The 17,473-nt window shown below is 40.2% G+C and carries 15 protein-coding genes, 1 tRNA gene and 1 riboswitch; of the genes, 7 read left to right on the top strand and 9 right to left on the bottom strand.

The window, feature by feature from the left end:
- The first annotated feature begins 57 nt into the window (after positions 1-57).
- A complete protein-coding gene (locus tag ACFQZX_RS11935) occupies positions 58-1,911 on the top strand; it encodes a DNA polymerase III subunit gamma/tau (RefSeq protein ID WP_377115519.1) in 1,854 nt (617 codons plus the stop codon).
- Positions 1,912-1,977: 66 nt separating this feature from the next.
- Here the strand turns inward: ACFQZX_RS11935 and ACFQZX_RS11930 are convergent, their stop codons facing one another.
- Both ACFQZX_RS11930 and ACFQZX_RS11925 read right to left on the bottom strand, forming a co-directional pair.
- Positions 1,978-2,406 (bottom strand): hypothetical protein, encoded by a 429-nt coding sequence (locus ACFQZX_RS11930; RefSeq protein ID WP_377115516.1) that lies wholly within the window; start codon positions 2,404-2,406, stop codon positions 1,978-1,980.
- A gap of 59 nt (positions 2,407-2,465) precedes the next feature.
- Positions 2,466-3,176, bottom strand: a complete 711-nt coding sequence (locus ACFQZX_RS11925) for a hypothetical protein (RefSeq protein WP_377115514.1) — start codon at positions 3,174-3,176, stop codon at positions 2,466-2,468.
- 259 nt (positions 3,177-3,435) lie between these two features.
- Between ACFQZX_RS11925 and ACFQZX_RS11920 the strand changes: the two genes are divergently transcribed.
- On the top strand, positions 3,436-4,665 hold the full coding sequence (locus ACFQZX_RS11920; RefSeq protein ID WP_377115511.1) for an NADP-dependent isocitrate dehydrogenase: 1,230 nt from the start codon (positions 3,436-3,438) through the stop codon (positions 4,663-4,665).
- Positions 4,666-4,739: 74 nt separating this feature from the next.
- Here ACFQZX_RS11920 and ACFQZX_RS11915 read toward each other — a convergent pair whose 3' ends face one another.
- Entirely contained in the window at positions 4,740-5,270 is a 531-nt protein-coding gene (locus ACFQZX_RS11915) for a DUF3267 domain-containing protein (RefSeq protein WP_377115509.1), read from the bottom strand.
- 8 nt (positions 5,271-5,278) lie between these two features.
- A complete protein-coding gene (locus tag ACFQZX_RS11910) occupies positions 5,279-6,313 on the bottom strand; it encodes a tetratricopeptide repeat protein (protein ID WP_377115506.1) in 1,035 nt (344 codons plus the stop codon).
- Between the two features lie 197 nt (positions 6,314-6,510).
- Here ACFQZX_RS11910 and ACFQZX_RS11905 point away from each other — a divergent pair, with 197 nt between their 5' ends.
- The gene (locus tag ACFQZX_RS11905; RefSeq protein ID WP_377115504.1) at positions 6,511-7,491 is read left to right on the top strand and encodes a type I phosphomannose isomerase catalytic subunit; all 981 of its coding nucleotides are present in this window, start codon (positions 6,511-6,513) and stop codon (positions 7,489-7,491) included.
- A 5-nt stretch (positions 7,492-7,496) separates the two neighbouring features.
- On the opposite strand, the gene ACFQZX_RS11900 is transcribed toward ACFQZX_RS11905, so the two are convergent.
- Both ACFQZX_RS11900 and ACFQZX_RS11895 read right to left on the bottom strand, forming a co-directional pair.
- The gene (locus ACFQZX_RS11900) at positions 7,497-7,925 is read right to left on the bottom strand and encodes a response regulator (protein ID WP_377115501.1); all 429 of its coding nucleotides are present in this window, start codon (positions 7,923-7,925) and stop codon (positions 7,497-7,499) included.
- Between the two features lie 11 nt (positions 7,926-7,936).
- On the bottom strand, positions 7,937-9,418 hold the full coding sequence (locus ACFQZX_RS11895) for a PAS domain-containing sensor histidine kinase (protein WP_377115499.1): 1,482 nt from the start codon (positions 9,416-9,418) through the stop codon (positions 7,937-7,939).
- A 337-nt stretch (positions 9,419-9,755) separates the two neighbouring features.
- Between ACFQZX_RS11895 and ACFQZX_RS11890 the strand changes: the two genes are divergently transcribed.
- The 3 genes from ACFQZX_RS11890 (at position 9,756) to ACFQZX_RS11880 (ending at position 11,938) form a co-directional block, all read left to right on the top strand.
- Positions 9,756-10,832 carry a 1,4-beta-xylanase gene (locus ACFQZX_RS11890; RefSeq protein WP_377115496.1) on the top strand — a complete coding sequence of 359 codons (1,077 nt, stop codon included), beginning with the start codon at positions 9,756-9,758 and terminating at the stop codon, positions 10,830-10,832.
- Positions 10,833-10,959: 127 nt separating this feature from the next.
- Positions 10,960-11,076, top strand: a riboswitch (SAM riboswitch).
- Between the two features lie 139 nt (positions 11,077-11,215).
- On the top strand, positions 11,216-11,851 hold the full coding sequence (locus tag ACFQZX_RS11885; protein ID WP_377115494.1) for a peroxiredoxin: 636 nt from the start codon (positions 11,216-11,218) through the stop codon (positions 11,849-11,851).
- A 16-nt stretch (positions 11,852-11,867) separates the two neighbouring features.
- Positions 11,868-11,938, top strand: a tRNA-Cys gene (locus ACFQZX_RS11880).
- Positions 11,939-11,995: 57 nt separating this feature from the next.
- Here the strand turns inward: ACFQZX_RS11880 and dacB are convergent.
- Positions 11,996-13,420, bottom strand: coding sequence for a D-alanyl-D-alanine carboxypeptidase/D-alanyl-D-alanine endopeptidase (dacB, locus tag ACFQZX_RS11875; protein ID WP_377115492.1), 1,425 nt, complete (start codon positions 13,418-13,420; stop codon positions 11,996-11,998).
- Positions 13,392-14,828 carry an APC family permease gene (locus ACFQZX_RS11870; RefSeq protein ID WP_377115489.1) on the bottom strand — a complete coding sequence of 479 codons (1,437 nt, stop codon included), beginning with the start codon at positions 14,826-14,828 and terminating at the stop codon, positions 13,392-13,394. Before ACFQZX_RS11870 ends, dacB begins: the two co-directional genes overlap by 29 nt.
- A gap of 145 nt (positions 14,829-14,973) precedes the next feature.
- Between ACFQZX_RS11870 and ACFQZX_RS11865 the strand changes: the two genes are divergently transcribed.
- The gene (locus tag ACFQZX_RS11865; RefSeq protein WP_377115487.1) at positions 14,974-17,214 is read left to right on the top strand and encodes a sodium-translocating pyrophosphatase; all 2,241 of its coding nucleotides are present in this window, start codon (positions 14,974-14,976) and stop codon (positions 17,212-17,214) included.
- 41 nt (positions 17,215-17,255) lie between these two features.
- Here the strand turns inward: ACFQZX_RS11865 and ACFQZX_RS11860 are convergent, their stop codons facing one another.
- Positions 17,256-17,435: a DUF6496 domain-containing protein gene (locus ACFQZX_RS11860; RefSeq protein ID WP_377115484.1), complete on the bottom strand. Its 180-nt coding sequence runs from the start codon at positions 17,433-17,435 to the stop codon at positions 17,256-17,258.
- Positions 17,436-17,473 lie beyond the last annotated feature (38 nt).

The following is a 17,473-nucleotide window of genomic DNA, read 5'->3' as shown; positions in this document are numbered from 1 at the left end:
GCCAACAATGCCTTTTAACCCTTTCAGATAAAGCATTTTCTTGCTACCTTAGTGGCTGTGGATAATTTTATTGTTTCGGCACGTAAATATCGCCCGGCAACGTTTGATACCGTTGTTGGCCAGCAACATATAACTAATACGTTAAAAAACGCTATTAAAAGTAATCAGCTGGCGCAGGCATTTTTATTCTGCGGGCCGCGTGGAGTAGGAAAAACAACATGTGCCCGTATATTAGCAAAAACCATTAACTGTACCAATTTGCAGCCTAATGGCGAAGCATGCAGCGAATGCGATTCATGCCGGGCTTTTCAAAATGGTAATTCTTTTAATATACATGAGCTGGATGCCGCATCCAACAACTCTGTTGATGATATACGCAGCCTGATAGACCAGGTACGCATCCCGCCTCAGGCCGCCCGTTATAAGGTGTATATTATAGATGAGGTGCACATGCTATCCCAGGCGGCGTTCAACGCGTTTTTAAAAACGCTGGAAGAACCGCCTAACTATGCTATTTTTATATTAGCTACTACCGAGAAACATAAGATACTGCCTACCATATTATCGCGCTGCCAGATATTTGACTTTAACCGTATTAGGGTGGAGGACATGGCTGCCCACCTTGCAGGTATCGCCAAAAAAGAAAACATTGGTTACGAAAATGACGGATTGCACATCATCGCTCAAAAAGCTGATGGAGGTTTAAGAGACGCGCTTTCGATGTTTGACCAGATTGTAAGTTTTAGTGGCGCTAACGTAACTTACAGGGCAGTTATAGACAATCTGAACATACTTGATTACGACTATTATTTTAATATAACAGACACACTATTGCAGGAAAACAGCGCGCAGACACTGCTGCTGTTTGATGAGATACTTTCAAAAGGTTTTGATGGGGCGCACTTTATATCAGGTTTATCAGAGCATTTACGCAATTTACTGGTAGGAAAAGATGCGTCTACTATTAAACTGCTTGAAGTAAGCGAAACTATTAAAACCCGTTATTTGCAGCAATCGCAAACCGCATCGGTATCTTTCCTGTTGTCGGCCCTCAATATTGCCAACCAATGTGACATCAGTTACAAATTAAGCAAAAATCAGCGGTTACAGGTGGAGCTTGCCTTGTTAAAGATGAGTAATCTGCAATCGGTGTTTAACATGGCGAATATGCCGGTTGCAGAAAACGGAGCTGCCCCAAACGGGGAGGTAAAAAAAAAACCTGATACCTCAGTAAATCCACCCCCTGTTCCTACAGCAGCACCTGTTAATGATGATTTGGATGTTGTGCGCGATGCACCGGTTTCTTATACTACAGATGCTAAAAACGCTTCCGCATTAACTCAGCCCTCCGCAGTTATAGCTAATGCAGTAGCTGATACCAAACATGCGCCTGAACCACCTGCCGAAAAGACTAAGGTATTTATCCCGAATCTGCATGCTGCAACATCATCTATCAAAATACCTAAGTTTAATGAACTGGGTAAGATAGTAGAAGAGGAGAAAGCAGCCGAAGAGGATCCTTATTTAAAAGGTGAGGATAAAGAGCCCTTTACCAGCGATCAGTTTTTGCAAACCTGGAGCAACTATGCAGCCAAAATAAAAGCTGAAGGTAAAGCCATGAGTTTGGTCACCATTTTTACTGCTAACGCGCCACGGGCGTTAAGTGCAGAAAATTATGAAATTGTTGTATCTAACAAAGTACAGGAAGCTTCTTTCAGGGAGGAGCGGCCTTACCTTTTAAACTACCTGCGTACAACATTAAAAAACTTTAATATAGAGGTAAATGCTCGTGTAGAAGAAACCACTGCTGTGCGTAAGCCTTATACATCGTCAGAAAAATTCCAGTATCTGGCGTCAAAAAACCCGCAGTTAATTGAATTGAAAAATAAATTTAATCTTGACTTTGATTGATAAATCCTCATAAAAAACAAAAGGCGCCTTATGGGCGCCATTGTTTTTTATGAGGGTCTGCAATTCTTATTTCTTAGGTGTGTCATTTATCGGGTAACCTTCTTCGTCAAGGTCTTCCCGGTCATCTTCGGGTGTATGGGCCAAAGCCTCATCACGAGGGTTGATCTCTACGATTTTTCCACTGTCTATATGCATGCCTAAGGCATCAACATCAGTTTCTAAAGATCTTTCAGGATCGTATTCTCCTTTGGTGTCGTAAGGATTTGCCTCATCGTAAGTAGAGTCGAAATCATCACCATTATTAGCTGTTGTGTCGTAAGGGTCGGGATGATCGTAATCAGGGTTGTCGCCTTTTACATCATACTCATAGCTGTTGGATTCTTCATTGTAGGTCAGGTTCTCATCATCTACAATTTCATCGTTAGCTCCTTCAATTGGGTTGTTTCTATCTTCAGGATCGGTTACAAAATCCTGGTCTTGTTCTTCTGGTATCATAGGTTGTATTATTTATTATGCCTAATGCCAAAATCCTGCCAAATTTTACGCCTTAAAATTTACTGTACCGATTTTCGGTAAGAGGTTACACCACCTAATGCAAATTTAACTCCTATTGAAAATTGTACCCAGGTGTCATTCCGAGCGCCTGCTGTAAATCCGTCCATATTGTCGGTAAGGTCGAAATTAACCTGATAACCTACGTCTACTTTAAAAGATGGTTGGTTATACTGATTATAAAATTTAAACTCGTAACCAATCCTGGCAGGTATATAAAGCTCATTGCTTTTATTTAAGCCACCGGTAACATACTGTGGTGTTGTATTAGATACCCGGTTAATGTTCTCGTCTTTGATATTATTAAGAATATACCCAACGCCTGTAGAAAGGTAAAGGTTTTTTACCGCATTCATCAGCGTACTGCCAGAGTAATCAATTATTTCGCCTGCCTGTAACTGCCCTCTGAAAACCAGGGCTGTGAAATTGTTTTTAAAATACCTGCCAGAAGCCGCAAGGCGATTGCCGCCCTCTAATGAACCAGCCTGTACCTCAAAAACGTAATTTACATAAGGCGTTTCATTGTAAATAAAGCTTGCATGTGCAGAAACAGTGCCTTTTGTGGATTCGGCATCTCCATAGAGCTTATTATAAGCACCACCTAAGCCCAAATCGTACTGTGCATAATCAAAGCCGATCTGCGCCTTTGAAACTATTGCTGCAACAGAAAAAATTAAGGTGAAAAATATTTTTTTTGAAAACAGATTCGTCATAAACAGAGGCAAGTTCTGCTAAACAGCAGGTGTTTAAAATTTCCTAAAAGTAGTATCTAAGTTTTAAAAAGCAATGGCTGTATTTAAAACAAATTGATTTTTTGTTTTTACCATAACGTTTTTATTATGGTTTTGTTGAATGCCGGCTAAACAAATTATTATCCATTAAGGTAACTTTTTTCAATTAGTTAAGCCTGTAAATATTTACATATAAAAAAATATGTATGTTTGAAACCGTTAAAAATAACCATAACAAGGTATGTCAAAAATTAAAGTAGAAAACCCGGTAGTTGAACTGGACGGTGATGAAATGACCCGCATCATCTGGAAGTTTATAAAAGATAAACTGATTATCCCTTATCTTGACCTTGATATTAAATATTATGATCTGGGTATCGAGTATCGGGATGAAACCGATGACCAGGTTACCGTAGATGCTGCCAATGCTATTTTACAATATGGCGTAGGTATCAAATGCGCTACCATTACGCCTGACGAGCAGCGCGTAAAAGAATTTGGATTAAAACAAATGTGGAAGTCGCCTAATGGCACTATCCGTAATATATTAGATGGTACCGTTTTTCGCGAGCCGATAGTAATGAGCAACGTGCCGCGTTTGGTACCAAACTGGACAGCCCCGATATGCATAGGCCGTCATGCTTTTGGCGATCAATACCGCGCAACAGACTTTCTTACCAAAGGTAAAGGTAAATTGACTGTAACGTTTACCCCAGAGGATGGCGGCGAAGCACAGTCATTTGAAGTTTATAATTTTAAGGGAGATGGTGTTGCATTAACCATGTATAACACCGACGAATCTATAAAAGGCTTTGCACATGCCTGCTTTAACCAGGCGCTTATGAAAGGCTGGCCTTTATACCTGTCTACCAAGAACACCATCCTGAAAAAATATGATGGTCGTTTTAAAGATATTTTTGAAGAAATATATCAAAACGATTATAAAGCTAAATTTGATGCTGCCGGCATTACTTATGAGCACCGTTTAATTGACGACATGGTTGCATCGGCGCTTAAATGGAATGGTAACTTTGTTTGGGCTTGTAAAAACTATGATGGTGATGTACAGAGCGATACCGTAGCGCAGGGTTTTGGATCATTAGGATTAATGACATCTACTTTAGTTACTCCGGATGGTACCGTTATGGAAGCCGAGGCTGCACACGGTACGGTAACCCGCCACTATCGCGAGCATCAGGCCGGCCGCCCTACATCTACTAACCCAATTGCCTCTATTTTTGCCTGGACACGTGGATTGGAGTTCCGTGGCAAGCTGGATAACAACCAGGAACTGATTGATTTTTGCCATACTTTAGAGCAGGTTTGTATAGAAACTGTTGAGAGCGGTAAAATGACCAAGGATTTGGCCATTACCATAAAGTCTAAGGTAGAGCATGGTACCGATTACCTGTACACCGAGGAGTTTTTAGAAGCTATCGACCAGAATTTAAAAGCAAAGCTGGGTAAGTAATTATCTGTTTATTTGAAATATGAAAGCCCGTCTTGATTGCAAGACGGGCTTTCTTAGTTTATTAATTATAAGTACTAAGCTAAAATATTAACTAAGAGATTGGGTATACCCACCGCCAATGCAACACCGTACGCCAAATCCAGCCAAAAAAAGCTTCCAATTGAACCAATGTAAATTAAACCAATTACAGGATAGCCTACGATTTTGGCCCAAAACGGCGTTGCAGGATCCTTTACATCTTGCCAAATGCTTTTGGCATCACCAATACTTGGAAACGCATGCATTGCAATAGATATTCCCAGGTAAATAAGTATGTAGTCGGCAATGTTGGCATTATCAAATTTAAATACAGGTAAGGCAGTGGGGAATGCAACAATCATAGCTATAAGAGAATTTATGATAAACGGTCCTACGCTGATTAACAAAGAATGCCATTTGTTGCTTACGATTTCATGTTGTACGTAGCCGGCTGGATTGGATGGTTGAAAATAAACAACTTTGAATACCGGTACTTTAAACCAGCGGCAAAATAGTTGGTGGGCAAGTTCGTGTATGATTACGCCTGGAAAGGTGGCAATTGTTATTAAAATTCCGGGAATGAACATAGTAAAGGCTAAAGTTGATTTTTATTTGATATTACATCTTTGGCAAAGATTATGTAATAAGTTGTCAAAGAATCTTTTGCAGCAGTTTGTAAAATGAAGTCTCTTTTTTTGAAATTTTTGTTTAAATGATAAGCTATAGCCAGCGTAGCCGTACCATAGCCATCATTTTTATTGAGGTCATGACTTTGTTGTGCCAGTTTAAGCCCCTCTTGTAAATTTCCGGTTTTTAATAAAGTACGTGCCTTTGCGGCAAGCCCATAAACTGATTGATGGTTTAGTTGAAGTATACGATTGCAATAAAATAACGAAGAGTCAATTTGATTTAATGCCCTTTTTACTTTTGTTTTATAGTAAATGGCAGGGATGTATTCGCTATCGATATCTAATATGTGAGATAAAAGAGGATCTGCAAGTTCATATTGTTTTGTTTCGTCGTATGTTGAAGCTAATAGATAAGATGCATAGATGTCAAAGGGATTATGCTTGACATATCTCGCTAATGTTGAATCAGGAATCTTTTTAGCCGCATAATTTTTAAACACGATATTAAATGTATCTGATGGCGCATATAATCTGCTTTGAGTAATAATGTAGTTAAGTTTGTTAAGCATGACACTATCTTCGATTGGCCTGTTTCCCAATTTCGCAGATGCGTCTGATAACGTTTCAAAGTCATCATTATAAAAGCTTGCAATCATTAAATGTTCCAATACATCCGAAGAATTGGGGGCAGTTTTAAAAGCTTTTTCAAGCTCATGCTGTTCAGTTATATAATCTTTATTCTTTTCTGCTTTTTCAGCTCTCGATATAGCAATGGCGGCGGTAAAATTTGCAGGTAACCATATGAGTGATATTACTAATATCAAGCATATACCGGCACCGAATAGTCTGACCCATAATGGTATAGGATAATTGATGAATTTGTTACGGCAATTGGCACAAAGTAAAATTGGGTAACCATGCACAACATCTAAATCATTACAGTTTTTGCATGATAACACTTCAGGGACGTCTGATGATTGAGGGTTCAAGGATTCGTTCACAGAAAAAGATTAGGTGTTTTAAAGATAAAAATATCTCACCATATCAAGAAATCAAACCGGATGTTTCATTGAATATTAACATTTCTATAAAATACTTTTTGTAAAAAACCTTTATATCACATTATCGAAATGGCTAATTTAGCAGCAGAAAAACATTTTTTTAACGTCTCACTAAACATACATCATACATAACCATCATGTCAGCATTATACCCGCTAAAATTTAAAACCATATTTAAGGATAAAATATGGGGAGGCCACAAAATTGAAAGCTATCTGCATAAAAATATTGGCGACCTGCCAAACTGCGGCGAAACCTGGGAAATATCAGGCGTAAAATCTGATGTATCGGTTGTGAACGGCGGTGAGCTTGAAGGGCAATCGTTAGCTGCTTTGCTTGAGCAATATAAAGGCGAACTGGTAGGGGAGAAAGTTTATCAGCATTTTGGCGATACATTCCCGCTACTGGTGAAGTTTATTGATGCCAACGATGACCTTAGCGTACAGGTGCATCCGGATGACGAACTGGCAAAAAAACGCCATAACTCCTTCGGTAAAACCGAAATGTGGTATATCATAGAAGCTGATCCGGGTTCGACACTGATTACCGGATTTAACCAGGAAATGGATGAACAAAAATATGTCGACGCTTTAAACAGTGGACATATCATGGATATACTGAACCGTGAAGAGGCTAAAGCAGGTGATGTTTTCTTTTTACCTGCGGGCCGCGTGCATACTATAGGCAAAGGGCTTTTAATTGCCGAGATTCAGCAAACTTCAGATATCACTTATCGTATTTACGATTTTGACCGTGTGGATGATAAAGGCCAAAAGCGTGAACTGCATACTGAAGAAGCATTGGCTGCTATTGATTACAAGCATTATGATCAGTACAAAACTCAGTATCAGCCCCAAAAGGATGAAACCGTGCATGTAGTGAAATGCCCTTACTTTACCACAAACGTTTTAGATGCTACACATGGCGTTGAAAAGGATTATTCAAACCTCGATTCGTTTGTAATACATGTTTGTGTTGAAGGCGGGTATACACTTAAGCATAATAACAAATCCTATACTGTAAAAATGGGTGATTGCATTTTGTTGCCTAAAACCATTGAGAAAGTTGAGCTTGAAACAACTGCTGGTTTCAAAATACTTGAGAGTTATATTGAATAATCTATTTAAGCGGGCCTTCTTTCGGCTGTCTGCAGATTTTCGTATATACTCGCCAGGTAAGTTAAATCAATTGGCTTTACAATATAATCCGCTATAAGCGGATTATTTTTTGCCCTATTTATATCTTTTGGATCTATTGATGAACTGATGGTGTAAACAACGATATCTTTTCCCAGTTGTGATTTTATTTCCCCAAATGCTTCATTAAATTCCCAGCCATTCATTACCGGCATGTTAATATCTACAAATAAAACATCCGGTAAGCGCTGATTATTATCAGGATTGGTTAAATAATCAATAGCTTCTTTACCATTATTAAACTCTAATATCTCGTTAAAAATGCCTTTTATCGAGCTTAATTTTTTGAAACCATAAGTAAAGATCTTATCATCATCAATTATCCCGGCGGTCACCATATTAATATCCCTATTCACAACTGTTATTATTATACCAGTTTAATAGTAAATTTTGTGCCAACATTTACTGTGCTATCCACAACTATGGATCCACCAAGTGCTTCAACCTGGTTGCGTGTCATAAAAAGGCCTATTCCCTTAGAGTCATTGTTTCGATGAAAAGTTTTGTACATCCCGAAAAGTTCACTACCATGACGGTTTAGGTCAATGCCTAAACCGTTATCTTCAAAAATTAAATAAATTTCTTTCCCGCTGCTTTGTGTGGTAATATTTAAAACGGCGTTGCGGTTAGGGTGCTTATATTTTAACGCATTGGTAAGCAGGTTAAAAAATATGCTTTCCAGATAGGCTGGTATATAGTTAACCTCCGGAGCATCGGCAAAATTGGTATTGATTTTTGCGTTTGTAGCGCTAATGTTGGTTTCCAGGGCTGATACTACATTCCCAAAGGTTCTTTCAAAGTTGACCAGTGATGTCCCTTTAGAAATCTCTGCCTGCATTTTTACAATTTCATCCAGATGCTCCATTGTAGCGCTAAGGCTTTGACTGATGGTGCTGATATGCGAGAAGATCTCCAACCTGTCCTGTTCCAGTTGTGTATCTTCAAACAGAGTCACCATTGATTTTAGGTTGCCTGCATGCGACCGTAAATTATGTGATACGATATAAGCGAAGTTTTGCAGTCGCTTGTTCTGGTCGTCAAGCAGGTTAACAGATGATTGCAAAGTAATGCCACTTTTTTTTACACTGTCAATATCCTGAAATATGCCTCTTATAGCTATGCAGCTTCCATGATCATTAATTACAGGTACACCTTTTGCCTTAACCCATACAACATTGTTTTTGGCGGTTCTGAATTGTGCATCCAAATCATAAGGCTTACCCAGGTCAATAGCATTTTGTAGCGCATCACGTAATTGCTGCTGATATTTGGGTTCAAAAAAACTAATGGCTTCATCAACAGACATTTGTACTGGAGTATCAAGCTCAAAAACTTCATAAATTTCCTTGCTTAAAATAAGCTCCATACTTTTCACATCAATTTCCCAAATGCCTATTTTGGCAATCCTGCCAATCTCTTCAGATTTAAAATCTTTTTCCGCCGCTGTTAATTCAGCTAATTTAAGTTTGTTGATGTTAACAAAAGTGCCATATAATAAAGGGCTTCTTAAGTTTTTAATATAGTGTATTTTGCTTTCAAACCATTGATAGCCATTTAGTTTGGTGAGTAGCCTGATTTGTGTTATTGGTGAGCTTCCGCCTCGGATTGCACGTGTGGATTCTAAAAATGTCTGTCTGTCGCGGTAGTATAATAAGTTCTCGAAAAAGTAATTATAAGAACATTCAATTTCTCCTGAAGTATACCCTAATGCAGAATAAAAACCGCTTGACCACTTTATATCCCTTGTGTTAAGATTGTACTCCCATACACCAATATCGATATTATCAAACAGTTCTATAATGTGGGCCGTTTTTTCGCTAAAAAAAATATGTTCTTCAGTTGAACCCATTTAAGCTGTTATCAATATCTATTAATTAAGTGTGTAAACACTAGTTCTATAACTTTGTTGCTTATTATATATTGTTTTAATACCTAAATTATTAACAAAGCAATATTTATACGTATGGTTTATAAATGTGGTTTGTTTAGGTAGTTTTAGTTAAAAATATTACAATTATAGCGAACTCGTCCTAACATGGGTAATCAAATTTGAACTATTGCATTAATATGGTAATATTATAATTTGCTAAACTCATAAATTAAATGGCATAAGTATCTTAACTCATATATACAAAAGGCAGTCAAAATCAATCCTTTTTGCTAAGTTTATTACCTTTACAATTAATATGAAAAACAGATTTATTAAAAGCGTACTTATATTATTAATTTCAAGCGTAACAGCGTTGAACAGTAGCGCCCAAAACGCGGGTGCGCCAAACAAAGTTTGGTCCGTATCTAAAGCAAATGCGTGGTATGCACAGCATAAATGGATGACCGGGGCCGACTTTATGCCAAGCAGTGCTATCAATCAATTAGAAATGTGGCAGGCCGATAGTTTCGATCCTGCAACTATCGACAAAGAATTGGGTTATGCGGAAGAAATTGGTTTTAACACAATGCGGGTTTTTTTATACAGCCTTGCATGGCAGCAGGATAAAGCCGGCTTTAAAAAGCGTGTTAACGATTATCTGGCCATTGCCAATAAGCATCACATAAAAACAATGTTTGTATTTTTTGATGATTGCTGGAATGCGGATGCAAAAATTGGTAAGCAGCCGGCACCAAAAACCGGTGTTCATAACTCTGGCTGGCTGCAGGACCCCGGTAATCGCTTAAATAATCCGGGTCAGGTGCAAATGTTACAGGCTTATGTAACTGATGTGCTAACAACTTTTAAGCATGATAAGCGCATACTGCTTTGGGATTTATATAACGAGCCTGGTAACTCAAAGAAAAAAGACGCATCTTATGATCTGCTGACTAAAGTATTTACATGGGCACGGGCTGTAAGCCCCGATCAGCCATTGTCTGCCGGGCTTTGGGACTGGACCTTCGAAAAACTCAACACTTACCAGGCTTTAAATTCCGATATCATAACTTACCATGATTATACGGAAGAACCATCGCACCGTAAAACTATACAGTTGCTTAAAACCCATGGCAAGCCGCTTATATGTACAGAATATATGGCCCGTACACGCGGCAGCCGTTTTGAAACAATTATGCCTATGCTGAAGCAAGAAAATGTTGGTGCTTTAAACTGGGGGTTTGTAATGGGTAAAACCAATACTATATATGCCTGGGACAACCCAATACCCGATGGCAGTGAACCTAAGGAATGGTTTCATGACATTTTTCGTAAGGATGGCACAGCCTATAAACCCGAAGAAGTAGAATTGATAAAAAAACTAAATGGTAAGTAACGCTTATATTTTAGCAATTTTTTATTCCTGTTTATCAATTAGTTAAACTTAATCCAAAAAAATTATTATAAAGTCTATAGGTTTTATAGAATTTATAAATATCTTTGTGACGTTATCGTTCTTTAAATACTTATCCAGAAAGACAGAGGGAAGGGCCCAACGAAGTCTTAGCAACCTGTACCGCTTAGGTAAAAGGTGCTAATTCCTGCTTCAATGATTTTATGCATTGTAAGACAGATAAGCTGATTTAAATGATTAATATGCCTGTGGCATATTTCCTTTTCTGCTTAGGCATGCCGCTTAATTCCGGATAATCTTATTGGGAAAATATTAAACATAACTTACTTATTAGTAAGTAAATAATTAACTAAAAACTTTGTAAAATGAGCTTACGAATTGGCGACGACGCCCCAAACTTTAAAGCACAAACCTCACAGGGGGAAATTGATCTGTATGAATATCTTGGCGACGGCTGGGGAGTTTTATTTTCTCATCCGGCAGATTACACGCCAGTTTGTACAACCGAGTTGGGTAAAACCGCATCGCTAAAAGATGAATTTGATAAACGCAATGTAAAAGTGCTTGCATTGAGTACCGACAATGTAGAATCGCATAAAGGATGGATCAACGATATCAATGAAACGCAAAACGTTGAGGTAAACTTCCCTATAATTGGCGATGAGGACCGCAAAATTGCTGAAGCTTATGATATGATACACCCAAATGCTTCGCTCACGGCAACAGTACGTTCATTATTTATCATCGGGCCGGACAAAAAAATTAAACTGATCATCAGCTATCCTGCATCTACAGGCAGAAATTTCCAGGAAATACTAAGGGTGATAGATTCACTGCAACTAACCGCTTACCACAGCGTTGCTACACCTGCCGACTGGAAAGACGGTGATGATGTAGTTGTATTGCCTTCGATAAAAACAGAAGATATCCCTTCAAAATTTCCAAAAGGATTTAAGGAAGTAAAACCATATTTGAGAACGACACCTCAGCCCAATAAGTAAGTAAAGGGTAATAACAAGTCGCGTGGCCGAGAGGATAGGTGAGGGTCTGCAAAACCTTTTACGGTAGTTCGAATCTACCCGCGACGTCTAAACTGCTGACTACTAACTATAACTGTGGCGATGGGATTTATGCCCATCGCTTTTTTACTTTAATACATCCAGCAGCCTGAACATCTTTTCGCGAATACCGCTGCCCGGGCCATTATAGTTGTTTACCATGATGGAAAAGCATAACTGCCTGCCATCATGCACCTGAAAGCCCGCATAAGCCTGTACACTGTTAATACTGCCGCTTTTCATCTTCATGTCGTTGTAAATGGGAAGGCTGTCATAAAAGTCATCAAACCAGCTTTCTTTTTTTGCAGATTGAAGTATCCTGGCAACTGTTGATGTGGTAATTCTATCCTCCGGTGACAGACCGCTGCCGTCAAAAATATTCATGGAGCGTTTATCAATACCCTTCATTTCCCAAAAAGCTTTAAGGGCGTCAACACCGTCGGCAGTTGAAGCTTGTTTTCCTGCCTTTAAGGCTATACTGGCAAGCAGTTGCTCGGCATACAGGTTAATGCTTTTTCTGTTGAGCCAATATACTATCTGGCTTAAAACCGGTGAATTGATAACAGTAAGGCTTTTAGTGTTGGCCGGCACCTGCATATCTTTTTCGGCCAGCATCAGGGAAGATTGCGGGCTGTTGTTTACAGGGATGCCTAAGCGTTTAAGCGTGTCGCTCAGCCGAAGCGCAGCATCAAACGCCGGATCAGGAATGGCGGCAGATACACGTTTTTTGGTTTGATCTACAGCGTAAGTGCCACGCAGGTACATTATTTTGCTGTTAAAAGCAGGCAGATAAGGGTAAGCCTGATCGCCGGTTTTGGCAGCGCCGTTGGTCAGTTCGCTTTTATATTGCAGGTAACTGGTTTCAGGAGACGTACCTTCCACGGTGATGGTATTACCAACACTGCCAGTCTTGAGCAAAATATCAAATTGGTTTTCGCGCCAGCAAAGCCCTGCAATGCCAGCACCATAATAGGTGCCCAAGTCCTGCCATATCCAACCATCCGGGATTGACTGTTGATTGAATACACCGTTATCGCCTATAATTCCACCGTTAATCCTTTTTACACCTGCCTTTTGCAATGCAGCCACCATTGCTTTTAGTACAGCGTTTTCTTTGGTTGCAGACCACCGCCAACTGCCTAAAGTTGGGTCGCCACCACCTTTAATAATCACATCTCCGTTAAGTGTGCCCGATGCATCTATATATCCCGAATAGTTTAACTGAGTTTCGTATCTAAAATCCTTGCCTAAAAGATTAAAGGCGGTAATACTTGTAACCGTTTTAAGTGTAGAGCCGGGCGCCAAACCCATATCAGGGTTGGCGGTGAAAACAGTTTCGCCGGTTTTAGTGTCCAGAACGGTTAATGATACTGATGCATATTTGCATTGTTCGTCAGACTGAAAACGGTTAAAGGCGGATTGTAATTTTTTTTGCAGGTCAGATTGCGCGCAGACCGCGTCTGCAATAAAAACGAATATTAAACTAATTAACCACGTCTGCTTTATCTTCATTACGGCTACTTACTTTTGTCAAATAATAAATTGGTATGCCTATCAGCACAATTAACAGTCCATATTTAACGTAATCGCTCTTATAAACGCATAAAAGTGCGCAAAAAGCAACTCCCATCAATATATAAAGCGCTGGCAGTACAGGGTAACCAATTGCTTTATAAGGGCGTTCGGCATTTGGCATTTTTTTGCGCAAAATATAAATACCTAAAATAGTGAGCACATAAAACACTACCACCACAAATGATATCATATCCAATAAATCGCCGTAGCGGCCGCTTAAACACAATAACGAAGCAACAAAAGCTTGTATCCAAAGGCCAAACTGCGGTACGCCAAACTGGTTAAGGGTACCGGTACGTTTAAAGAACAAACCATCTTTAGCCATGGTATAATAAACCCTGGCACCAGAAAGTATCAGTCCGTTATTGCAGCCAAAGGTTGATATCATGATCATTACAGCAATGATATAGGTACCTATGTTACCAAAAATTACATGCGATGCGGTTACCGCCACGCGGTCTTTATCGGCACTGGCAATATCCTGTAAAGACAATACGCCTGTATAAACTACGTTTGCCAGTACATAAATAACGGTTACGATAATAGTACCAAACATCATACTCAGCGCTACGTCACGCTTAGGGTTTTTCATTTCGCCGGCTACAAAGGTTACGCTGTTCCAGGCATCGCTGCTGAAAATAGAACCAACCATTGCAGCAGCTATTGCACCCAGGGCAGCACCCATTGTTAATTGAGTGATGGAACCATCTTTAGCAAGGTTATGCAGGTCCCAGGGTGTAGCCCAGTTAGCACGCCATATATCGCCTTTGAAGGCCAGAAAGCCAAAAGCTATCAGCCCGAATAAACTTAACAGCTTGGTTAAAGTGAAAGTTGTTTGGATTAATTTACCGCCTTTAACCCCTCTGGTATTAATAAACGTAAGGAAAATAATAAGTATGATGGATACGATCTGTGCTGCGCTGATTTTAAGCGACCCGGTTTGAAAAACAATGTTATCCTCGCTTAACGGCTTCCATAAATAAGCTGCGAATTTGGAGAAGGCAACACCCACAGCTGCAATTGTACCGGTTTGTATAACCGCAAAGAAGCTCCATCCGTATAAAAATGCGATCAGTTTGTTGTAGGCTTCTTTCAGATATACATACTGGCCCCCCGCTTTCGGGAACATGGCGCTTAGCTCGCCGTAGCTCAATGCCGCGGTAAGTGTCATGAAGCCTGTTAAAAGCCATACAGCTATCAACCAGCCAGATGAACCAACATTGCGTATAATATCGGCGCTTACAATAAAAATACCTGAACCGATCATGGAACCGGCAACCAGCATGGTGCCGTCGAGCAAACTTAATTCGTGTTTTAGTTTAGATGGAGTGGGTTCGTTAGCCATTAGGGTTAAAGGGTTTAAACCACTAAACTATTCAAAAACTTTATAATTTGACACGCTATTGTGAATAATTAATTTACTATTTTGCATCAACCAATTATATCTGCTTTTACATAAAAAGCACTTAAACACTTTATAAACTAAATTTATGGATCTTTTGAACAATTACTTAATCTATCTGATCCCCGTCTTTGGCTTGATAGGAATACTCGTTATGGCGGGTAAATCTGCATGGGTCACCAAACAGGAAACGGGCGATGCTTCTATGAACCAGCTTGCCGGTTACATTGCTGATGGGGCAATGGCATTTTTACGTGCTGAATGGAAGATACTGAGCTACTTTGTAATTATAGCAGGCATTTTACTGGCGTGGTCGGGCACTACAGTTGCTACATCCAGCCCTGTTATAGCTGTATCATTTTTAATAGGGGCGTTTTTATCGGCCTTTGCAGGTTATATAGGTATGCGCATTGCCACTAAAGCCAATGTTCGCACTACTCAGGCCGCTAAAACCAGTCTTGCACAGGCACTTAAGGTATCATTTACCGGTGGTACGGTTATGGGCCTTGGGGTAGCGGGTTTGGCTATTATAGGCCTGGGCTCGTTGTTTATTGTTTTTTATACCATGTATGTAAAAAACGTAGGTGGTAATGTAAATGGCGAAGACATGGCAAAAGCCCTTGAGGTTTTAGCAGGTTTTTCATTAGGGGCTGAGTCTATTGCGTTGTTTGCCCGTGTAGGTGGTGGTATATATACCAAAGCTGCCGACGTAGGCGCCGACCTTGTTGGAAAGGTTGAGGCCGGTATTCCTGAGGATGATGTGCGTAACCCGGCTACTATTGCCGATAACGTAGGTGATAACGTAGGCGACGTGGCCGGTATGGGTGCCGACTTGTTTGGCTCTTATGTAGCTACTATGCTGGCTACAATGGTATTAGGCCGTGAAATTGTTTCGGCAGATAACTTTGGCGGTATTGCTCCGGTTTTATTGCCTATGGTTATAGCGGGCTTAGGCCTGATATTTTCTATAGTAGGCGCTGCTATGGTTAAGATCAAAAAAGAGACAGACAGTGTGCAAAGTGCTCTTAACGTAGGTAACTGGGCATCTATAGTATTAACAGCTATAGCCACTTACTTTGTTGTACAATGGATGCTGCCTGCCGGCAACATGCATCTTACACGTGATCTGGATGAGACAGGGGCTGTTAAAGCGGGTGCATTGGTGTTCACCAAAAACGGTGTATTTGCCTCTATTTTAGTAGGCCTGGTGGTTGGTACTTTAATGTCTATCATTACCGAATATTATACTGCTATGGGCAAGCGCCCGGTGCTGAGCATTATTAAACAATCATCAACAGGGCATGCCACCAACATTATTGGTGGTTTGGCTATCGGTATGGAATCAACAGTAATGCCGATAATTGTTTTGGCTGCCGGTATTTACGGCTCATACTTTTTTGCAGGCTTATACGGAGTGGCTATTGCCGCGGCCGGTATGATGGCCACTACAGCCATGCAACTGGCCATTGATGCTTTCGGCCCTATTGCGGATAACGCGGGTGGTATTGCCGAGATGAGCCGCCTGCCCGAGGAAGTGCGCCACCGTACCGATAACCTGGATGCTGTAGGCAACACTACTGCGGCAACTGGTAAAGGCTTTGCCATTGCATCTGCAGCGCTAACCTCATTAGCTCTATTCGCTGCCTTTGTAGGGGTTGCAGGCATCGAGCATATCGACATATACAAAGCTAATGTACTGGCTGGCTTGTTTGTTGGCGGTATGATACCTTTTATTTTTTCGGCACTTGCAATCTCTGCAGTGGGCCGTGCAGCCATGTCAATGGTTGAGGAGGTTCGCCGCCAGTTCCGCGAAATACCCGGTATAATGGAATACAAGGCAAAACCAGAGTATGAAAAATGTGTGGCTATCTCAACCAAAGCCTCAATTCGCGAAATGGTAGCGCCCGGCTTAATAGCACTGATCACTCCGATTGTTATAGGATTTGCCTTTGGCCCGGAAGTATTGGGTGGCTTACTGGCCGGTGTTACCGTTTCAGGCGTGTTAATGGGTATCTTTCAAAGCAATGCCGGTGGTGCGTGGGATAACGCTAAAAAATCATTTGAAAAAGGTGTTGAGATTAATGGTGAGATCTATTACAAAAAATCGGAACCACATAAGGCCTCTGTAACGGGTGATACCGTGGGCGATCCGTTTAAAGATACTTCTGGCCCGTCTATGAATATCCTCATCAAACTGATGTCGATAGTATCGCTGGTTATTGCGCCTCACTTAAACCACGAGGTAAATACTAATGCACATATACAAAAACAGTTAAAAATTCAATCCATGAATACCACTCATGTAATGAAGGCTGATAACAAAGGATAAAAAGTAAGGCCTGCCAAATTTGGCAGGCCTTACTTTTTATGTTAGTCCTTCTTTTTTTTAGGAACTTTTGCGCCTTCTTTGCGGGCTTCTGATAACCCTATCGCTACAGCCTGTTTTTTACTGGTAACTTTTTTACCGCTACCGCTTTTCAATTTGCCTTCTTTCATCTCGTGCATGGTTTCTTCAACCTTGTCACCTGCTTTTTTTGAATACTTTGCCATGGTAGTATGTATTATATTACTTTTTATGTAGCAAAGTA

Source organism: Mucilaginibacter litoreus, from assembly GCF_042676805.1.
In the GTDB taxonomy this organism is placed as follows: Bacteria; Bacteroidota; Bacteroidia; order Sphingobacteriales; family Sphingobacteriaceae; genus Mucilaginibacter; species Mucilaginibacter litoreus.
Note: the sequence above shows the minus strand (reverse complement) of the source record. Positions and strands in the feature narration are given on the sequence as shown.

Bases quoted from the DNA above. Each gene is read 5' to 3' on its own strand.
- ACFQZX_RS11925 (WP_377115514.1), bottom strand. From the start codon at position 3,176: ATGACGAATCTGTTTTCAAAAAAAATATTTTTCACCTTAATTTTTTCT.
- ACFQZX_RS11920 (WP_377115511.1), top strand. From the start codon at position 3,436: ATGTCAAAAATTAAAGTAGAAAACCCGGTAGTTGAACTGGACGGTGAT.
- ACFQZX_RS11915 (WP_377115509.1), bottom strand. From the start codon at position 5,270: ATGTTCATTCCCGGAATTTTAATAACAATTGCCACCTTTCCAGGCGTA.
- ACFQZX_RS11870 (WP_377115489.1), bottom strand. From the start codon at position 14,828: ATGGCTAACGAACCCACTCCATCTAAACTAAAACACGAATTAAGTTTG.
- ACFQZX_RS11890 (WP_377115496.1), top strand. From the start codon at position 9,756: ATGAAAAACAGATTTATTAAAAGCGTACTTATATTATTAATTTCAAGC.
- ACFQZX_RS11885 (WP_377115494.1), top strand. From the start codon at position 11,216: ATGAGCTTACGAATTGGCGACGACGCCCCAAACTTTAAAGCACAAACC.
- ACFQZX_RS11895 (WP_377115499.1), bottom strand. From the start codon at position 9,418: ATGGGTTCAACTGAAGAACATATTTTTTTTAGCGAAAAAACGGCCCAC.
- dacB (WP_377115492.1), bottom strand. From the start codon at position 13,420: ATGAAGATAAAGCAGACGTGGTTAATTAGTTTAATATTCGTTTTTATT.
- ACFQZX_RS11860 (WP_377115484.1), bottom strand. From the start codon at position 17,435: ATGGCAAAGTATTCAAAAAAAGCAGGTGACAAGGTTGAAGAAACCATG.
- ACFQZX_RS11865 (WP_377115487.1), top strand. From the start codon at position 14,974: ATGGATCTTTTGAACAATTACTTAATCTATCTGATCCCCGTCTTTGGC.
- ACFQZX_RS11905 (WP_377115504.1), top strand. From the start codon at position 6,511: ATGTCAGCATTATACCCGCTAAAATTTAAAACCATATTTAAGGATAAA.
- ACFQZX_RS11930 (WP_377115516.1), bottom strand. From the start codon at position 2,406: ATGATACCAGAAGAACAAGACCAGGATTTTGTAACCGATCCTGAAGAT.